The following is an 18,823-nucleotide window of genomic DNA, read 5'->3' as shown; positions in this document are numbered from 1 at the left end:
TAATGCGTGGTGTGAATAAAGTTATTTTAGTAGGTACTTTAGGTAAAGATCCAGAAACTAAAACTTTTCCAAATGGTGGATCATTAACTCAATTCTCGATTGCAACCAGTGAATCGTGGATGGATAAAAGTACGGGTGAGCGTAAAGAGCAAACAGAATGGCACCGTATCGTGTTGCACAACCGTTTAGGTGAAATTGCACAACAGTATCTCCGTAAAGGTTCAAAAGTATATATCGAAGGTTCATTACGTACCCGTCAATGGACAGACCAAAATGGTCAAGAGCGTTACAGCACTGAAATTCGTGGCGATCAAATGCAGATGCTGGATAGCCGTCAACAAGGCGAGCAGAGCGGTGGCGACTTTAACCAACCCCGTTTTAACAACAATAATAACCAAGGTGGCGGTTACCAAAATACCGGTTATAACAATAACAACAACAACCAAGGTGGTTATGGTCAAGGCGGCGGCTTTAATGGCGGCAACCAGCAAGGTAATTATGCAGGTAGCCCACAAGCAGGCAATGGTTTTAATACACCAAAAGCAGCACCTCAACCTGCTGCGGCAGCACCTGCTGATTTAGATGACGATTTACCGTTCTAAATCGAAGTAACAGATATAAAAAAGGCATAGAACTCAGTTCTATGCCTTTTTTGTTGGCGTTGATTTTATCGCGCAGAGTCCAAGGTTTCATGGTTGGTCGCCACTTCTTGAGCTTTGCTGTAACTTTCAATCAGAAGCTGATAAGCCGGGAAAATCTGGGTATAGACCTGTGCCCATTCCAGAGCATCGTCACGGTTCCACGTGCGTTGAATCTCAGAAGCCACAGCAGCAGTATCCATTGGCACCACGCCGGCTTGCACCACACGGGCTAGGGTAATTTCTTCTGCCATTTTGCTATAGGTTCCAGAAGCATCAATCACGGCAAAGACTTTATAGCCTTCGGCAACGGCACTGATCGCAGGGAAGGCCATACACACGCTGGTAATGGTTCCTGCAATGATCAGGGTATTACGGCCTGTCGCTTTAACGGCATTGACAAAGTCTTGGTTATGCCATGCATTGATTTCACCTTTACGTGCTACATATTGGGCATGAGGTGCATTGGCATGGATTTCAGGAATTAAAGGGCCATTGGGGCCTTGTGGTACGGAAGCGGTGGTGATCACTGGAATTTTGGCCAAACTGGCAATCTTAGCCAAGGCTGCTGCTCGTTGACGTAATTCAGGCATTGGCATATCGCCGACGGTTTGGAATAAACCACTTTGGTGGTCAATCAATAACATCACGGCATCATTGACATCGATAACAGGTGCTTGACCATTGAAGTTTGCTGGCATTGTCATTGTTGTATCCTCATCTTGTCTTAGGGGTATAATTGATGATATAGACGGGACGATGACTGAAAAATATCTGAAATAGGATATATTGTCATGTCACAAGAACAATTGTGGTCATCATTGACGGGTCGAGCAAATAATATGAAAGATTTAAATGACTTATATTTCTTTGTGAAAGTGATCGATTGCGGTGGCTTTTCGGCAGCCAGCCAAGAATTAATGGTGACCAAGTCTTTACTGAGCCGTCGTATTGCCGAATTGGAAGACCGACTCGGGGTGAAGCTGATCAATCGAACTACCCGACAGGTGTCGATTACCGAGGTGGGTAAAATTTATTATCAGCACTGCAAGGCCATGTTGATTGAAGCTGAAGCTGCCGAAGAAGCAATCGAATTTTTAACGGCTGAGCCACGTGGATTGATCAAGCTGTCTTGCCCGACCAATTTATTACATATCAATATCAGTCACATGTTGAATGAGTTTTTACAGCTGTATCCGAAAATCAGTCTGCATGTCGAAGCCACCAATCGCCGTGTGGATTTAATCAATGAACGGTTTGATTTGGCCGTGCGGATTCGTCCTTTACCTTTGCCAGACAGTGATTTAATTGTGCGCGAGTTGGCTTTGGCACGGCAGTTTATTGTTGCAAGTCCAGACCTGTTACATCAGTTTTATTCAATTAGCGAGCCGCAACAACTGACCCAATTTCCCGTGCTGATGATGGAATCTTTTGCCCCTGAATATTATTGGCAATTATTTTCACGCGAGGAAAAAGAGCTAAAAGTCCAGTGCCATCCACGCCTCACTACCACGGATTTAACTGCACTTAGAGAAGCCACGCTGCAAGGTTTGGGCGTGGCAAAACTACCAGAATTAATGGTGGCTGAAGATATTAAACAAGGGCGTTTGATTCATGTATTGCCTGAATGGCAGCCTAAACCCGAGCTGATTCACTTAGTCTATACCTCTAGACGTGGCTTGCTGCCATCAATGAAATTATTGATCGATTTTCTGGTGCAAAAATTTGCTGAGTTAAAACAGCAGAACTCAGTTTTATACTAAAAACTGCACTATAAAGAATAGCCACTGTCAGTTTTTGCCAATTCTCGCAGGCCTTCCATCAGGGTTTCGATCAGCTTTTCTACCACCAAGCGTTGCCCCTTGCGTGAAGCATAGACCAACTGAACTGTGCCTCGATTGGATTTCCATTCGGGTAACAAATGAATTAACTTACCTTTCTGAATATCAGCTTGAACCGTGAGATAAGGCAGATCAGCGATGCCCAAACCATCATTGACCGCATAATAAACCCCTGCCAAATCATTACTTTTCACTCGTGGCTGATAAGGTACATCTACACTTTCATCATTGTTAACATGACATAAATGCCAATAATATTGATGTTTTTGAATACCCAAGGCCACGCTCGGATAGTGCTGTAATTCTGAATAATGCTGAATGGTTCTGTCTTGTAATAATTCGGGTGCTGCCACCAGACAATGCTCGGTTCGAATCACATCGCGGACAATGAGACTGGAATCCTGATTCGGTTCAAAACTAGTACGGATCGCGATATCAATATCATCATGTAGCACATCGACACGACGGCTGGTCAATTCTAAAGAGATTTCAACTTTGGGATAGGCTTTTAAAAACTGATTGAGTAATTTCCGAATTTGGAAATGCATCATTAACGGTGGGCAACTGATTTTGACCATGCCTTGCGGTTCATTTTTCTGCTTGAGCAGGACATTCTCGGCACATTCGACCTGTGCAATCACTTTGCAGCATTCTTCATAAAACTCTTGACCTAAATCCGTGACTTTAAAATGACGGGTGGTGCGCTGAATCAGGCTGACATTAAATTTATGTTCAAGTTCAATGATGCGACGGCTGAGCTTGGATTTACTGATATTTTCAGCTTCGCTGGCCGCGCTAAATCCGCCGTGTTTCACCACCAAATAGAAATAATGAAAGTCATCAAATGAGTTGATCAAGGCAAAGCGAATCCGATAAATATGACAAGATTAGGATAGCATTAACTAGGGGGCTGTTGACATTTCACAGATGCTTGCGACAGAAGACATTTTTTAGACGCTACAAGGCATGCCTTATGAGATTTAGTTATTCTAAATGAATAAGGCATAACACAGTAGCGGCAAAAAGTGTCTCTGTCCCGTAGGGTTATAGCTAAAACTTCCCTAAACTGCGTTATGAAACTTGGTAAGGGGATGACCATTACCTGCATTTCATGCCTTGTTTATGTCGTTTTAGCTGATAACGCAAGACATGGCTGAAATATCAACAGCCCCTCTTCTAATCTTGATATGACGGTTTATTTTTCTGCAGTATTGGTGAAATAACTGGTCATCAAGTTGCGATAATCAGGAATATGATTCGAGAATAAAGCGCCTAAGCCTTCGATATCATTGCGCCAGTCACGGTGCAGTTCACAAGCCATCCCAAACCAGGTCATCAGCTGTGCGCCTGCTTGTGACATACGATCCCATGCTGCATCACGGGTTAAGGCATTGAATGTTCCTGATGCATCGGTAATCACAAATACTTCAAAATCTTCTGCCAGTGCAGACAGGGCTGGGAATGCGACACAGACTTCCGTGACCACACCGGCAATAATCAATTGTTTTTTACCTGTTGCTTTGACCGCTTTAACAAAGTCTTCATTGTCCCACGCATTGATTTGGCCTGGACGAGCGATATAAGGAGCATCTGGGAACAGCTCTTTCAGTTCAGGGACCAGTGGACCATTTGGGCCATTTTCAAAGCTGGTGGTGAGAATTGTCGGTAAGTTGAAGTATTTTGCGGCATCTGCCAATGCCAAAACATTGTTTTTAAATTTGTCTGGATCAATATCCCGAACCAATGAAAGGAGGCCAGCTTGGTGGTCGACCAAAAGTACGGCTGCGTTGTCTTTGTCTAGGCGAATATAGTCTTTAGCCATTGTTGTATCCTCATGTTTTTGTAAAAAGAACACGGAAAAGAAAGTGAATTTCCGTCGTGCTTGAAATGATACTAGTTAAATTTTTCATGTAGATGAAGCGCAAAAAATGAGATAAACAATATCAAAAATAGGATGATTGATAAGGTTTAGGGTTTGATTCGCTTTTAAATTTTCAATTGTCCTATATGTAGAATAATGTGTTGCCATTCTGAGGCTATAAGCACACCTGCTTGAGGCGTAAAATAGATCCCAAGAACAGAACTTCTACTCTATAGGAGAAACCAAATGAAAAGAATTCTGGGTGTGTATCAAAATAAACACATGCACTGGGTCGGTGATGGTTTCCCAGTGTATAACTTGTTTTCCTATGACCGTTTAGGCCAAAGCCTCAGCCCATTCCTCCTATTGGACTATGCTGCACCATACCGTTTTGACCCAACCACAGCACAACATGGTGTCGGTTCGCATCCACATCGTGGCTTTGAGACCGTGACCATTGCTTATCAAGGTGAAGTGACGCATAAAGACTCAAGTGGCGGTGGTGGAACCATCAAAGCTGGTGATGTGCAATGGATGACCGCAGGTGGTGGTATCTTGCATCAAGAGTTCCATTCGCCTGAGTTTGCCCATCAAGGTGGTTTGTTTGAAATGGTTCAGTTGTGGGTTAATTTGCCAGCGAATTCCAAAATGACGCCAGCAAAATACCAAGCCATTGAGGCCGATCAAATTCAGCACATTAAATTGGATGATGCGGGTAGTGAGATGCGAGTGATTGCAGGTCAATACCAAGACACCGCAGGTGCAGCAACCACCTTTAGTCCAGTCAATGTCTGGGATGGTACGATTGTAAAAGATCAGGAACATACTTTTTATGCGACCGAAGGCCATACCGCATTGTTGGTATTGCTCTCTGGTCAGGTGGTCTTAAATGAGAACCAAAGCATAGAAGCACCGAGTTTGGTGGTGCTGAGCCGTGAAGAAATTGACTTTAGCATCAAGGCCGAACAGGACAGTAAATTCCTGATTTTGACTGGTCAGCCACTGAATGAGCCGATTGAAGGTTATGGACCTTTTGTTATGAATAGCAAAGCGGAAATCGTTGAGGCTGTTCGTGATTTCAATAGCGGTAAATTTGGTTCAATGCAAGCTTAATTGCAAGTTAAATCAGTTGCTTATATAAGAAAGCCTATCACTCCGTTAGAGTGATAGGCTTTCGCTGTAAGGGTCCTCTATTGATTTTTTTAATATTATGTCACTTATAATTATTCAGCTTGTTATGTGACTTTGTTCTCGTTATTGTTTAATAAAAATAGCACTAATATTGGGCTTTGCAAAGGCTATAAAGCACTGAAAATGAAAAAATATAGAATGTTCTGTATGTTTTTGTGTCCTAAAATGTAATAAGTCTAATTTTTTCATTATGTTAAGATAGGAATGCAATTTGTGATAAAATGTAACAAGAACCCAACAACGATATTACGACAAAAGTCTGGCAGAAGCCTTCAATCTGGTATTTTTTAATACCGTGTTTCGCTTAACTATCGGTCATAATCAAGAAAAATCATCAACTGATGGGACATAATTTTGGATATTGCAATTATTGGCAGTGGAATGGCAGGACTTGCCTCAGCCAGAATCCTACATGATGCAGGGCATAAGGTAACTATATTCGAAGCACTCGCAGGGCGAGGCATGGATAGTCATAGTATTGATTTTGATGGTGGCATTATTGATGCCCCGCTACGCGTAATGAATCCAAAGCTTTGGCAAAATACTTTAAGTTTGGCAAGCTACTTGGGCATAGAAACTTTCCCTGTCCGTACCTTTATGGCTTGCAGTTGGTTGTTTGAAGATAAAACAGATACATGGCTCACCACTTCACGTAGCCGTATCGGCAATTTCCCGATTATTAATAACCGCAAAGGCATTCAGCAATATGGTTGGCGCTTGGTCAAAGGCATGTTGCAACTGAAAACTGCGGTACATCAATTCTTTAAATCAGATAATCAAGACATCACACTAGCCGAGTTCATGAATCAATATCATATTGAGGAAGTGTTCTGGCATGGTACAGTGATGCCAGTGCTGTATACCATTTGTACTTGCCATCCTAAAACCATTGGAGAATGGCCAGCCAAACCTTTATTAGAATTTATCCGTCAGTTGACGGAAGGTGAAGCCTTACTGCGAATGAAAGGCGGAACGCCTGCACTGGTCAATCGCTTGATTGAAGGCATTGAAATTCATAGTGGTTCGCCTGTTCAAAAAGTTGAAGAGCAGGGCGAAAAAGTTTTGGTGGAAAATGCACAGGGTGAAAGCCAGTTATTTGATCGTGTGGTGATTGCGACACCAACCCCAGTGATTGAAGATTTCCTCAAGCAGCCACAATTTGCCGATGATATTGCCTTACTGAAAAAATTCCGCTTTGAACAGGGCGATTTGGTGATTCATACCGATCCAATTGTGATGCCACAACGCCGTAAAGATTGGGCGGTATTGAGCTATATGATGGATCGTAAATTTACCCGTCAGCAATTTACCGTATGGATCAATGCGATTGAACCAAGCTTGGTGGGTAAAAATGCCGTGTTCCAAACCTGGTGTCCTGTGATTGATATCGATCCGAAGAAAATCATTTCCAAGGTGAAACTTACCCGTGCAGTGGTCGATTCAGAAACGGTCGCCTTGAATAAACAAATCCAGCAACGTCATTTGGACTTAAACCGTAAAGTGTTTTATTGCGGTTCATGGTCGTGCGATGGTTTACCGATTTTGGAATCTGCCGTGACCTCTGCGATGCATATTTCTGAAATCTTAGGTGCAGCCGTTCCATTTGTTGGATTAAAACCAAAAGTCAAAGTTGCGCCTGAACTCGGTTATTAAGCATGGCCACCTTCAAGCAAGCGCTGATCGAAAAAGTCATAGGGCATAAATATGCGATTGATGCCAAAAGACTCGGTGATGATGCATGGCTTGCTTGGAGTAATTTAGGTTTTTGGCAAGGCCAACATCATTGTTATCCACAGGCCTGCCAAAGTCTGGCCGATCAAATTGCACAATCGATTCAACTGAAATCCACAGATCATGTTTTAGATCTAGGCTGTGGACAAGGTGCCAGTTTGTTGCACTGGACCCAGCATTATCACATTCAACAACTCAGTGCAGTTGAGTTGCAGCCTGATTGTGTCAAACGAATTCAAAAACAATTACCGCAGGTTCAAATTCATTGTGGATCTTTTTTGAATTTAAAAGCACTGCAACTTTTGAATTCATTTGATGTGGTGCTGTGTATAGATGCGGCTTATCACAGTGATTTGAATTCATTTCTCTATTCAGCATCTTCAGTTTTGAATTCAAAAGGTCGGATCGCGTTTCACACCCTGATGTGGTCGGAAAATTGGCAGCAGTGCTCTGCGCTACAAAAACAAAAATATCACTATCTATTAAAAAGTGCCGATGTGAATTGGCAGCATGTGATGGATCAGCAGCAGCAAGGGCAGACTTTAGCGCAGCATGGTTTTACTGATATTCAAATTCAGGATTTTTCAGAGCCGGTGTTGAATGGTTTTGCGGAATATATCGAAACACGGAAAATTGAAAAATCAGCGTTTGATGTGGCCCAACTCAAAATAAACATGACTGCCAAGTTGTGCCGAAAACTCTACCAAGATGGATTAGTACGTTATATTCAAATCAGTGCAGTAAAAAAGTGAGAACAAGATGCCAAATGAATATAAAGGTTCATGCCTGTGTGGGGCAGTGAGTTATCAGGCGCAGGTTGCGCCACGTTATCGTTTTAATTGTCATTGCCGTGATTGTCAGAAAGCCACAGGCAGTGCTTATGCACCGATTGCTTTCTTTCATCAATCCGAACTGAAGATTACTGGTGAACTCAAATATTTTGAGTCTTTGGGATTATCTGGCAAATCGATCCGCCGTGCATTTTGCCCAAACTGTGGTTCACAAATGTTTGGTCTACCAGAACTCGTACCTGAAATGATTTCAATCCGTGCAGGAACATTGGATGATCCAAATTTGTATCAACCGCAAGCAGAATGTTTTGTGAGTCATGCCAATGAATGGGATTTATTAAATCCGAATATTTCGCATTTTGAGAAAATGATGGGGAAAAAACGAGAGTAAAGCGAGAAATGGTGCCGGCACACGGATTCGAACTGTGGACCTACTGATTACAAGTCAGTTGCTCTACCAACTGAGCTATGCCGGCAACGTGGCGAGAATTCTACAGAATCTGTTTAAAAAAACAAGCGAAAAAATGAGCAATCAGATAAATTTAATTGGATTGTCGAATTTTCGCCAATTTCAGCTTAGCTATTGAGTGCATAGACAAAGGAATCAATGGTTTCGCCTGTGCTTAAATGCGCTTTGACAGGGACGCGTTGGTAGCCTGCACCTTCGAATTCATCTAGTGCTTGCCAGTGTTGTTCTAGATTGTCAGAGAAAAATACAAAGCCAGAGACTTGATTTTCGCTTTGATCCAGCACAATACCCGGAAAGCCCAATTCAGCGCCCCAGCCTTGTTGTTTGAGTGTGCCAAATACATGTGCTTCTGCCCATGTACCACCAATATTTTCCATGATATGGGCATTGGGACGGTTGGGTCCTAAAGTGCCGTAAACAAATAAACTGAGCATAGTAAAACGCAGAAAAGTAAAAGAAAGAGAGTAGCAGAGATGGGGCAGGATCGGGTGTTAGCATGGATAAAAGAATTTTATTTTTTGAGAAATTATTATCTTTTGATATTTATGTAAGTGTTTAATTTTTGCCTTCTAACTCAATAAAAATAGACTTCATATTCTAATTTTAAAATTTATACCTAATAGGTCAGTTTAATATACATATCAGGTGGATTGTTGATTTATAAAATAAAGATTAGTTAGTATTAAAATCGCTAAAAATGTTGGTGGATACGATTTTATATTTGATTGCGAGCAGTGAAATAAAATAATGGGAAAATATAAATATTTTAAAATTAAAACGGTCAAGGATTGGGAGGGCGAGTATTGGGATGCCTACGAGGAGCGAAAAACACATACTGGGATTATCGTCTATCGTGGCTGGCCTTATGGGTTTACCGCTAAAGATGAGGGCGTTAGTCCAAGTTTTTCAGTGATTTTAACCCCAGAGATGGCTGATTTTGTAAAAGAATACAAAGTCTTTGAAGTTGCGAAACAACTTGAACTCTCCTTAAGTATGGTCGGTAAATTCAGACGGCTATTGGGTATTCAAAGAAATTTTATCTATCGAAATAATTCATGGATTCTGGCACATCAAGATGAACTATTGTACGACAGTTTAGAGACATTAAAAGCGAAGTATGGATTAACACGACCTCAAGTTTATCAACATAAAATCTGGTTAGCTGAACTTGTCGATATTCCTGTGCGAAAGCGACTTAGAAAAAAACAAGCTGAGGTGATTCAAGAGCAGTGGTTTCAAGCCAATAAACAACAGCTGAGCGGCTTAACTGTTCAGGAAATCGTAGAAAAATTTGATGTCAGTGTATTCATCGCTAAAAAATTTTATAACCGTATTCGGCAAGAGCTAGATGAATTCAGTTTTTCTGAAAAATTTCAAAATGATAAACAAGCAAAGCGGCAATGGCTATTGGATCATCAGGAGGAATTATTAAACTCAGGAAAAACGGTTGCCGTCTTAGCTGATCAATTCCAAAAAATGCCAGGAGAAATTTTAAGAGCAAAAGCAAGATTAAGAGAAATGCTGGAGATCCCCAAAATCAAAGCACAAAAAGAGGCTTGGTTTGCGCTACATCAAGAAGACCTCCTTAATCCTGAGTTAAGTAATGAGGACTTAGTCAAAAAGCTTGGTTTGAGCCTTGAACAGATTTTTCGGAAGAAAGATGAATTAAGACAGCGTTTAGGTCTGGCAAAGCATAAGGATCGAGTTCAAGCATGGCGTTTAGAAAATCAGGAGATTTTATTGGACTTGCATTTAAGTTTGACTGAAATTGCGAAAAGATTAAAACGGAGTGAAAAATATATTATTAAAAATCGCATGCTTTTAAGAAAATTTTTAAATATTAGCATTGAGGATCAAAAGAAGGCTTGGGTAAAACAACACCAACAGGATTTGGAGCAACTTAGTATTCCTAAAATACAAGAAAAATATCAGTTGGGCCGTTATGTTGTTCAAGGCTATCGAAGACTTTTAGTTACAATGACACAAAACGAAACCTGTTCATAATTGAATCAGACAAATCATTCTGGTAATTTTTTTTGATCAAGAATAAGGCAATAATAATGTTGAATAATATCTTTAACGTCTTAGATAAATTAGGCGTTGGCACTCAAAAACGTGCGATGAGTATTCAGTTTTCAAATACAGCACTTAATACTCAAGTCATGCTGCAACGCCTAGAGGGTTATCATGGTATTAATGATGGATTATCCTTAGAACTGATTTGTTTATCTACCAATCCTTATATCGAACTCAAACAATTTATTGGATGCCAAGTTGCTGTTGATCAAGTGACAGATGCTGGTCAACTGTTTAGAACCACAGGAATTATTACAGGCGCAAGTCAGGGGCAAAGTGATGGTGCTTTAAGCCTTTATCGACTGACGATGCAGGATGCTACCAGCTTATGGCATAAGCGACGCAATAGCCGCGTGTTTATGAATAAAAGTGCGGTGGAGATTTGTGAAATCATTTTTAAGGAATGGCAAAGCAAAAGCCCTTTATTTGCAGCTAGTCTTAAATTAGATAGCAGTGGTTTGAGCAAGGACTATGATATTCGTCCTTTCTCAATGCAGTCGAATGAAAGTGATTATGCTTATTTAACGCGGTTGTTACGTGAAGAGTCGATTAACTTTTTAATTGATGAATCCAGCTATATTGTCTCTAGTAATAGCCAGAGTATTGAGCCACAAAAATTACGTTTAATTGATGATAATGTACAATTTAAGGCACTTGAACGTCGAAACATTCGCTATCATCGCTCTCATGCGACAGAACAGTCGGATAGTATTACCAGCTTTATTGCACAACGCCAATTGCAACCCACTGCTGTTCATGTGCAGCGCTGGCAGGCGGATAGTTTAAGCCAAGAAGATGCCAGTGGTTCAGTGATCAGTTCACATCAGCACAGTGCTCAGCGAGATAATGAAAGTTTAAGTCTGGAACAAGCATGGAATATTTCACCTGCTTGGATTCGTGATCTCAATGGAGAGGATCAAGCTACAGTTTCAGGAAATAGCCAGCTAGATAAACTCAATAAACAGCTAAATCAATATCAGGCTTTACAAGCAAAATATTTTACTGCGCATAGTAGTGTGCGGGATACACAGGTTGGTTATTGGTTTCAGTTGAACGATCATCCTGAGTTAGAAAAAAATCATAGTCAAAATGATAAACAGTTTTTGATTCTGACCAAGCATTTTTATAACCAGAATAACCTTCCTAAAGAGATTAAAGACCAAGTTGAAAAATTATTGAGTCTCAGTCACTGGACGATCAGTAAAGACAGTGAACAAGAACGCCAAGCCAATGAATTGATGGTTGTGCGCCGAACGATTGATATTGTGCCTGAATATGATCCATTGCTGCACCGTCCCATAACGCATGTACAGCGTGCCAAAGTGGTGAGTGATGGTGAGGAAATCCATGTCGATGAATGGGGGCGGATTAAAGTTCGCTTCCTGTTCACCCGTACAGCAGATCATGCGCATGATGGTGGTGCTGGCGCTAATGACAGTGATGCCGATTCAGCATGGGTGGATGTGCTGACCCCTTGGGCAGGTGAAGGTTATGGCGCACGCTTTTTACCGCGTAAAGATGAATTAGTTGTGATTGACTTCTTTGATGGCAACATTGACCGCCCATTTGTGACTGGCCGTATTCATGAAGCACAACGTTCACCAACCAAATTTGACATTAAAGGCCAACTTCCCGATACCAAAAAGCTGAGCGGGATTCGTTCTAAAGAAGTCGGTGGTGAAGGTTATAACCAACTGCGTTTTGATGATACTACAGGGCAAATCAGTGCCCAGTTACACAGCAGTCATGGTACAACTCAACTGAATCTAGGCAATTTAAGTCATCCGAAAGAGAAAGCCGAAAGTGAAGGTCGTGGCGAAGGTTTTGAGTTAAGAACGGATGAGTGGGGCGGGATTCGTGCCCCCAAAGGGATTTTGATTACGACTGAAAGTGCTTCTAATGCAAGTGGAAACCAACTTGATCGACCTAATTTACAACAAAATATTGAGAAATTCTTAGCGACTAATGCAGCAATAAAAGATGCAGCTAAAGGACATCAAACCACGGAACCTGAATTAGAACTTCAAGAGTCCCTAAAAACTGAACTTCCTCACTGGAATGAGTCAGATTCTACGCCATATATTGCGATTGATGCTAAAGATTCAATCATTCTAGATGCAGATAAAGGGATTGTTGCCCAAGCCAAAGAAAATATCGATTTAAGTTCTGAACGGAATGTACAGATTTTTTCAGGGCGAGGCTTTTTGGTGAATGTCTTAGATAAGATTTCCCTTTTTGCGAAAGCTGCGGGTATTAAAATTAAAGCTGGGCAGGGTCCCATAGAAATAGAAGCTCAGGCTGATACGATGAAAATAGCCTCACAAGAACTGATGCACGTTTATGCGATTAATGACTTTGTCAAAATAGAAAGTGGTAAGGGAATATTATTAGCCGCGGGGGGAGGTTATATCAAAATTGAAGGTGGAAATATTGATGTTGTTTGTCCTGGTACCATGTCGCTAAAAGCAGGGCAGATTAAAACAATGTCGGGGAGTAATTTAAGTACTGACTTGGCGGCAATGCCAAAACTACAGATGGATTATGACGAGCTCTTTGTTTTAAGAAACAAAGCAGGCAAAGCGATGCCAAATATGAAATATCGAATTAAAACAGAGGATGGAAAAACAATTGAGGGAGTGACCGATTCAGAAGGGAAAACTGAAAAAGTTACCTCTCTTTCAATGACGAAAGCCGTGATCACACTATTAGGATATATTGATGAATAAAATATATGCCCCTCTATTATTCACTACCTGTGTATTTAGTGTCGGCTGTATATCTGCAAAATCAGACATAAAAAATAGTGTAAATGACAAAGTGAATTTAGAAACAACCAAAAGCTATTGCATTGGGCGTTATACGGTAGAGATTCCTGCTGAGGCCAATCCTTTGAATCGCTATGATCAATACGACTCATTTATTATTAAAGTCAAAGAAAATGCGACACGTCAAGATTTTGATGCGGCTATTCAAAAGTGGCGACAAGATTATTCTAAATATGATAGGTTTATTACTGAAGATTCTGTAGAACAAAAAATAGAGGGGCGTATTACTAAAATACTTAAAGGAAAAAAATCAAAAGATAAAGGTGATCCATTTGATGTTTTTGGTTTTGTACTCGATAAAAAGACTTTGTTTTTAATAGAAGGTGGGCATAGTGATCTACCTGAGTGGACCGAAAAAAGTAACGAAGCTATACAGCATCTCGTTAAAAATTTACGCTATCGTCCAGAACATGAAATCCCCACAGAAAATGGTCAATGTATTTATCAAGGTTTTATCAAAGATAATGATCAAAAATTTAGACACAGTAAACAAAAAATGGGCTTTGATTTTAAAGATTATCCGAGTGTCGTATTACGTTTTGATAGTGAGACCAACTCAAGAGAAACAGCAGCCCTTATTCCAAGGATTGAAAGTAAGTTAAGCCAAGCAGGACAAAGTCAGCGTCAAATAAATAAAGACAATATTCGAAAAGGTGAAAAAAATACGAGCTATTTAAATGGGCAAGAGTGGATTTCGGTTGAAAAAATGAAAGGTCGCAATGGCCTAAGTGCCTTATGGGAACATACGGGTACAGCACGTAACAATAAAGACCCCTTAATTGGCCTAGAGGTAGATACCTCATATTCATCATTTGGAGATCAGACCAGTAGTTTAGCGCAGGGTGAAGCGTTAAAACTATATGAGTCTATTTTAAAAACCATTCGTACATTTCGAGAATAACCATGTCAATAAATGTAATAGGATCATTTAAAACCGTGTTGCTAGAGGGACTTAGCAATGTAATGGCTCAGATCATAATTACACTATGAGGATATATTGATGAATAAAATATACGCTTCCCTATTATTAACTGCATGTGTATTCAGTGCTGGCTGTATATCTGCAAAATCGAACATAGAAAATACTGGAAACAATATGATAAATTTAGAAAAAACTAAAAGCTATTGCATTGGGCGTTATACGGTAGAGATTCCTGCTGAAGCCAATCCTTTGAATCGCTATGATCAATACGACTCATTTATTATTAAAGTCAAAGAAAATGCGACACGTCAAGATTTTGATGAAGCGGTTCAAAAGTGGAGAAGTGACTATTCAAAGGGGAATCGAAAAATTTTTGAAGATCCCCAAGAGCAAAAAATTGATGGTCGAGTGGCGAAGGTTTTTAAAGGCAAGTTGGCCGATAAAGAAATTCTTCCTTATGATGTAGCTGGTTTTGTACTTGATCAAAAAACTTTATTTTTAATTGAAGGGAATCATAGTGATCAGCCTAAATGGATCGAAGGTAGTAATGAGGCAATGCAACACCTCATTAAAAACTTACGCTATCGTCCAGAACATGAAATCCCCACAGAAAATGGTCAATGTATTTATCAAGGTTTTATCAAAGATAATGATCAAAAATTTAGACACAGTAAACAAAAAATGGGCTTTGATTTTAAAGATTATCCAAGTGTTGTGTTGCGTTTTGATAGTGAGACTAACTCAAGAGAAACGGCACATCTTATTCCAAGGATTGAAAGTAAGTTAAGTCAGGCAGGACAAAGTCAGCGTCAGATGAACAAAGACAATATTCGAAAAGGCGAGAAAAATATAGCTTCTTTAAATGGGCAAGAGTGGATTTCAGTTGAAAAAATGAAAGGTCGGAATGGCCTGAGTGCCTTATGGGAACATACGGGTACAGCACGTAATAATAAAGACCCCTTAATTGGCCTAGAGGTAGATACCTCATATTCATCATTTGGAAATCAGACCAGTAGTTTAGCGCAGGGCGAAGCCTTAAAACTATATGAGTCTATTTTAAAAACCATTCGTAAATTCTGAGAATAATAATGTCAAATAATGTACATAACCATGAGGCGTATGAAACCCTTCATCAGTCTGGAAAAACTTCCTACGTTTCACAGACCACCCCCAATAGTGTTAACACCGAATGTGAAATCCCAGCACCAGTCAAATATGTGGTGCCAATTATTTTTATTCCAGGGATTATGGGATCCAATATCAAAGATAGCAATAAAAAGAGAGTTTGGTATCCTGGCATTTCGACTTTAATTGAATACAGTAAAAGAGATGCAAAGGAACGACAAATTGATTTAAATCCAAAAACAACTGAGGTTGGTTATGATGGTGATATTAAAATAAATAAAAAGAAAGCGCCGCATATCACTGAAGAAATTGCTAGAGCACGGGGTTGGGGGTCAGTGATTCCGATTGGCTATGCCAAAGTGTTAATTTATTTAGAAAGCCAGCTCAATAATCCCTTTAAGCCCCTAAAAGAGCAACAAAAAGACAAATTTAACGGTACAACAGAATGGGAAAAAATCGTCCAACCAGGCAATAAAGAAACTAAAAAAATACTCAAAAACTGGTCAAGTAGCAAAGTTGTTGAATTACTTAGTTTAGAACAGCATGAAGAACTAGCCGATTATGTTTTTCCTGTATTTGCCTGTGGTTATAATTGGCTGGATACCAATATGAATTCTGCGGACAAAGTTGCCGATCGAATGAATAATGAGGTTATGGCACAAATCAAAAAAGAATATCCGACAGCTAAATTTAAGAAGTTTATTGTAGTGACTCACTCTATGGGTGGGTTGGTCACTCGTGCCCTAATTCAAAATGACAAGGTCAAAGATAAAATCGCAGGCGTAGTGCATGGTGTCATGCCTGCGAGTGGTGCGCCAGCTGTGTATCAACGGCTTACAGTAGGTTGGGATGGCTGGAAAGCATCAACTGGGTTATTGAATAGTATTAAGGCTTGGGCGACCAAATTTATGTTTGGCAATACGTCTGAACGGCTTACCGCAACCTTAGCCAGTGCGCCTGGTGGCTTAGAGCTATTGCCATTTGCCAATTATTCCAATGTTGTTGATTTTCCTAAAAATCCGAAAGCGTGGATGTTAATTAAAGCCAAAACACCGATGGGTGAAATTACCGCATCATTGCCGCAAACAGCTGATCCTTATACTGAAGTTTATCAAAGAAAAGACAGTTGGTGGGCATTGATGAATCCTGATTTTATTGATCCTGCTGGATTGCTAGCTGTAGAAGCTCAAGAGAAACAACTAGATAGTACTTTTGATATTTATGTAAGAAATATAGAAATAGTCAGAGAATTACATAATCATATTAAAGATTCATATCATCCCAATACCTATGCGCATTATGGAGCAGATACAGAGCATCAATCGTTTGGGCAAGTGGTTTGGCGTTGTAAAGAAGTGCTCAATATTCGTTCTGAAGCTGAACTGATTGAGCTGATGAGCTTGTATGGTAAGAAAATTGGGCTACCAAATATTAAAGATCGAAGCAATGCAACAGAGAGTGATGAAACCAATCTGCTAGAAGATGAGATGAATTTAGCAATAGATGGTTCTAAAATGCATAACTTAAATGTAAATGCATATAAAGAGGATGGTGTTAGAGAAATTTTATTAGATCAAAAATCAAATATTTCAAAAACCAATAAAGCCACATTTTATTTAGATTTAAAACCAACATCGCGAGGCGATGGTACCGTTTGTTATCAATCTGGACAGGATGTTCGGGCGGACTCAAGAACCCCAAAAGAGACATTTGTGATTAATGGTTATGAACATTCTGGAAGCTATGATAATGCAGATGTTCAATTAAATACAATATATTGTATTGCGAATATAGTCGATACTATTAAAAAGGACTGTTAACTTTTAAAAATTTAAATTAGATCGAGTACATATCTTACTTGGTCTAATTTAGATGAAATTTCTAAATCCGAGTATTTTGCTGTCTTAAACTCGATAGAAACTCTCAAAGAAGGATTGGCATCCTGTAATAAAAATGGGTATAAAAATAAAAAATAATTTGATTAAAATTGTTTTATTCATAGCATATACTTCCTGTATTGATTTTAATACTATAAGTGAAGTAAAGCCTCAGAACAATAGAGTTAACAAAAAGTAGCATAGATGCAATATCTTCGATATATTTTTAATTAAAAATATAGATTGTTTAAGGTCAGTTAATCTTGTTAGATTTTATTTTTAAGAAACTTTGTTACACAAAAATTTAAAAGTTAATACTTCCCTAAGCAACTCAATTTTAAGACATAACTTGGGTATGAGGTCTGTCTAATTTGATAAATTTCTTCTATGTTTGTCTGACTATTTTTTCATATTAAGCTTCCTAAGTACTTGACTGCCTGAAGCAGATCATTGTGGAGTGGTACGTTAGAAACGGGACTGACTGGTATACTATGAACAAGAATAGGGGAAGTTTATCCCTCCATTTGTACAATGGAAGGCTTTTAGACATATTTGTTATCGCTCATTGGGATACTGTCTAATTTGTTTGGGCTACATTTTTACTATTTTAATTTTAATGAGAATAAGTAGCTAATTTTATCTAAAATTTTTATCGAAATAATGAGTTAGAAAGATTGATTCGTGTGTAAGCAAGGGATTTAAATAATGAAAAAGACAGATTTTATGAAAATAGCTTGTGTATTGGCTATCATTTTTCTGAGTGGATGCCAAACTTTAATTCGAGATATTTGGGGAGTTTAATAATGTATAGTGGTTTTTAAAAATGATAAACCTTGATGGTCTGGCAGGTTATAAAACATCAATGATTGTTATATATGGATTTGATTTTTAATGTTAAAATGTAGGTGTTCGCTCGAGTTGGTTGAATTAAATTAATTTATTTTTGAGAGAGTTTGAAAAGTTATGTTGAGTGCTGCAAATATTAGCCATGGAATAATGGTAGCTATTGTTATGCTCATTAGTATCTTATTTTTAATCGGTGCTGGTATATCAGCTTTGTACAGAATGAAAAGCAAAAAAAATAAGTCAGAGACAAACGATATGATTATTCTTATGGTTACTCTATTAGGTGTTGCTGGGTTACTGTTTTCATGTGCGGGGTAGGTTGGTTTTTTAGTTTTAAGAATTGATACCAGATAAAATGAAAGAAAGTCGATGAGGGAATTGGCAAGGAATAAAAATTGCAAAGTATATGAAATAAAAAGAGCTTAAATCCTTCGATTTAGGCTTTTTCATTTCATGCAATCACATGAATAAAAAATTCTGGCGGTGAGAGAGGGATTCGAACCCTCGATACGCGCAAACGTATACACACTTTCCAGGCGTGCTCCTTCAGCCACTCGGACACCTCACCAAGGTGTGCGATAGTACCCAAAAAAATGCACGCTGCCAAGTTGTAGTCGAACAGATTTGCAG

15 protein-coding genes and 2 tRNA genes are annotated in these 18,823 nt (G+C 39.4%); 11 read left to right on the top strand and 6 right to left on the bottom strand.

Annotated elements, in window-relative coordinates:
- Nucleotides 1-2 precede the first annotated feature (2 nt).
- The gene (ssb, locus tag NDN13_RS13415) at nt 3-602 is read left to right on the top strand and encodes a single-stranded DNA-binding protein (RefSeq protein ID WP_251115808.1); all 600 of its coding nucleotides are present in this window, start codon (nt 3-5) and stop codon (nt 600-602) included.
- Nucleotides 603-667: 65 nt separating this feature from the next.
- Here the strand turns inward: ssb and NDN13_RS13410 are convergent, their stop codons facing one another.
- Nucleotides 668-1,345: a hydrolase gene (locus tag NDN13_RS13410; protein WP_251115807.1), complete on the bottom strand. Its 678-nt coding sequence runs from the start codon at nt 1,343-1,345 to the stop codon at nt 668-670.
- A gap of 135 nt (nt 1,346-1,480) precedes the next feature.
- Between NDN13_RS13410 and NDN13_RS13405 the strand changes: the two genes are divergently transcribed.
- Entirely contained in the window at nt 1,481-2,401 is a 921-nt protein-coding gene (locus NDN13_RS13405; protein ID WP_251118235.1) for a LysR substrate-binding domain-containing protein, read from the top strand.
- An 8-nt stretch (nt 2,402-2,409) separates the two neighbouring features.
- Here the strand turns inward: NDN13_RS13405 and NDN13_RS13400 are convergent, their stop codons facing one another.
- Complete coding sequence (locus tag NDN13_RS13400) at nt 2,410-3,336, bottom strand: LysR substrate-binding domain-containing protein (RefSeq protein WP_251115806.1); 927 nt, start codon at nt 3,334-3,336, stop codon at nt 2,410-2,412.
- A gap of 338 nt (nt 3,337-3,674) precedes the next feature.
- Nucleotides 3,675-4,301: an isochorismate family cysteine hydrolase YcaC gene (ycaC, locus tag NDN13_RS13395; protein ID WP_004657244.1), complete on the bottom strand. Its 627-nt coding sequence runs from the start codon at nt 4,299-4,301 to the stop codon at nt 3,675-3,677.
- 285 nt (nt 4,302-4,586) lie between these two features.
- Here ycaC and NDN13_RS13390 point away from each other — a divergent pair, with 285 nt between their 5' ends.
- From NDN13_RS13390 to NDN13_RS13375, 4 genes are all read left to right on the top strand, one after another.
- Nucleotides 4,587-5,453: a pirin family protein gene (locus tag NDN13_RS13390; RefSeq protein ID WP_251115805.1), complete on the top strand. Its 867-nt coding sequence runs from the start codon at nt 4,587-4,589 to the stop codon at nt 5,451-5,453.
- Nucleotides 5,454-5,885: 432 nt separating this feature from the next.
- Nucleotides 5,886-7,184, top strand: a complete 1,299-nt coding sequence (locus NDN13_RS13385) for an FAD-dependent oxidoreductase (protein WP_004803715.1) — start codon at nt 5,886-5,888, stop codon at nt 7,182-7,184.
- Between the two features lie 2 nt (nt 7,185-7,186).
- Nucleotides 7,187-8,014 (top strand): SAM-dependent methyltransferase, encoded by an 828-nt coding sequence (locus tag NDN13_RS13380; protein WP_251115804.1) that lies wholly within the window; start codon nt 7,187-7,189, stop codon nt 8,012-8,014.
- A 7-nt stretch (nt 8,015-8,021) separates the two neighbouring features.
- Nucleotides 8,022-8,444, top strand: coding sequence for a GFA family protein (locus NDN13_RS13375; RefSeq protein WP_251115803.1), 423 nt, complete (start codon nt 8,022-8,024; stop codon nt 8,442-8,444).
- A gap of 9 nt (nt 8,445-8,453) precedes the next feature.
- Here the strand turns inward: NDN13_RS13375 and NDN13_RS13370 are convergent.
- Nucleotides 8,454-8,529, bottom strand: a tRNA-Thr gene (locus NDN13_RS13370).
- Between the two features lie 100 nt (nt 8,530-8,629).
- Nucleotides 8,630-8,956: a gamma-glutamylcyclotransferase family protein gene (locus NDN13_RS13365; RefSeq protein ID WP_251115802.1), complete on the bottom strand. Its 327-nt coding sequence runs from the start codon at nt 8,954-8,956 to the stop codon at nt 8,630-8,632.
- Nucleotides 8,957-9,269: 313 nt separating this feature from the next.
- On the opposite strand from NDN13_RS13365, the gene NDN13_RS13360 reads away from it, so the two are divergent.
- The 5 genes from NDN13_RS13360 to NDN13_RS13340 all read left to right on the top strand — a co-directional run bounded on the left by NDN13_RS13360 (nt 9,270) and on the right by NDN13_RS13340 (nt 17,290).
- The gene (locus NDN13_RS13360) at nt 9,270-10,526 is read left to right on the top strand and encodes a hypothetical protein (protein ID WP_251115801.1); all 1,257 of its coding nucleotides are present in this window, start codon (nt 9,270-9,272) and stop codon (nt 10,524-10,526) included.
- Nucleotides 10,527-10,582: 56 nt separating this feature from the next.
- A complete protein-coding gene (locus tag NDN13_RS13355; protein WP_251115800.1) occupies nt 10,583-13,324 on the top strand; it encodes a type VI secretion system Vgr family protein in 2,742 nt (913 codons plus the stop codon).
- Complete coding sequence (locus NDN13_RS13350; RefSeq protein WP_251115799.1) at nt 13,317-14,324, top strand: T6SS immunity protein Tli4 family protein; 1,008 nt, start codon at nt 13,317-13,319, stop codon at nt 14,322-14,324. Before NDN13_RS13355 ends, NDN13_RS13350 begins: the two co-directional genes overlap by 8 nt.
- Before the next feature lie 99 nt (nt 14,325-14,423).
- Complete coding sequence (locus NDN13_RS13345) at nt 14,424-15,425, top strand: T6SS immunity protein Tli4 family protein (RefSeq protein ID WP_251115798.1); 1,002 nt, start codon at nt 14,424-14,426, stop codon at nt 15,423-15,425.
- Between the two features lie 8 nt (nt 15,426-15,433).
- The gene (locus NDN13_RS13340; protein ID WP_251115797.1) at nt 15,434-17,290 is read left to right on the top strand and encodes an esterase/lipase family protein; all 1,857 of its coding nucleotides are present in this window, start codon (nt 15,434-15,436) and stop codon (nt 17,288-17,290) included.
- A gap of 1,381 nt (nt 17,291-18,671) precedes the next feature.
- Here NDN13_RS13340 and NDN13_RS13335 read toward each other — a convergent pair.
- Nucleotides 18,672-18,761 (bottom strand) — tRNA-Ser (locus tag NDN13_RS13335).
- Nucleotides 18,762-18,823 lie beyond the last annotated feature (62 nt).

This window comes from Acinetobacter sp. C32I, assembly GCF_023702715.1.
In the GTDB taxonomy this organism is placed as follows: Bacteria; Pseudomonadota; Gammaproteobacteria; order Pseudomonadales; family Moraxellaceae; genus Acinetobacter.
Note: the sequence above shows the minus strand (reverse complement) of the source record. Positions and strands in the feature narration are given on the sequence as shown.

What these genes read in the sequence shown, in the direction of transcription:
- NDN13_RS13365 (WP_251115802.1), bottom strand. Translation starts at nt 8,956, where the DNA reads ATGCTCAGTTTATTTGTTTACGGCACTTTAGGACCCAACCGTCCCAAT.
- NDN13_RS13345 (WP_251115798.1), top strand. Translation starts at nt 14,424, where the DNA reads ATGAATAAAATATACGCTTCCCTATTATTAACTGCATGTGTATTCAGT.
- NDN13_RS13350 (WP_251115799.1), top strand. Translation starts at nt 13,317, where the DNA reads ATGAATAAAATATATGCCCCTCTATTATTCACTACCTGTGTATTTAGT.
- NDN13_RS13340 (WP_251115797.1), top strand. Translation starts at nt 15,434, where the DNA reads ATGTCAAATAATGTACATAACCATGAGGCGTATGAAACCCTTCATCAG.
- NDN13_RS13355 (WP_251115800.1), top strand. Translation starts at nt 10,583, where the DNA reads ATGTTGAATAATATCTTTAACGTCTTAGATAAATTAGGCGTTGGCACT.
- NDN13_RS13380 (WP_251115804.1), top strand. Translation starts at nt 7,187, where the DNA reads ATGGCCACCTTCAAGCAAGCGCTGATCGAAAAAGTCATAGGGCATAAA.
- NDN13_RS13405 (WP_251118235.1), top strand. Translation starts at nt 1,481, where the DNA reads ATGAAAGATTTAAATGACTTATATTTCTTTGTGAAAGTGATCGATTGC.
- ycaC (WP_004657244.1), bottom strand. Translation starts at nt 4,301, where the DNA reads ATGGCTAAAGACTATATTCGCCTAGACAAAGACAACGCAGCCGTACTT.
- NDN13_RS13360 (WP_251115801.1), top strand. Translation starts at nt 9,270, where the DNA reads ATGGGAAAATATAAATATTTTAAAATTAAAACGGTCAAGGATTGGGAG.
- NDN13_RS13390 (WP_251115805.1), top strand. Translation starts at nt 4,587, where the DNA reads ATGAAAAGAATTCTGGGTGTGTATCAAAATAAACACATGCACTGGGTC.
- NDN13_RS13375 (WP_251115803.1), top strand. Translation starts at nt 8,022, where the DNA reads ATGCCAAATGAATATAAAGGTTCATGCCTGTGTGGGGCAGTGAGTTAT.
- ssb (WP_251115808.1), top strand. Translation starts at nt 3, where the DNA reads ATGCGTGGTGTGAATAAAGTTATTTTAGTAGGTACTTTAGGTAAAGAT.
- NDN13_RS13410 (WP_251115807.1), bottom strand. Translation starts at nt 1,345, where the DNA reads ATGACAATGCCAGCAAACTTCAATGGTCAAGCACCTGTTATCGATGTC.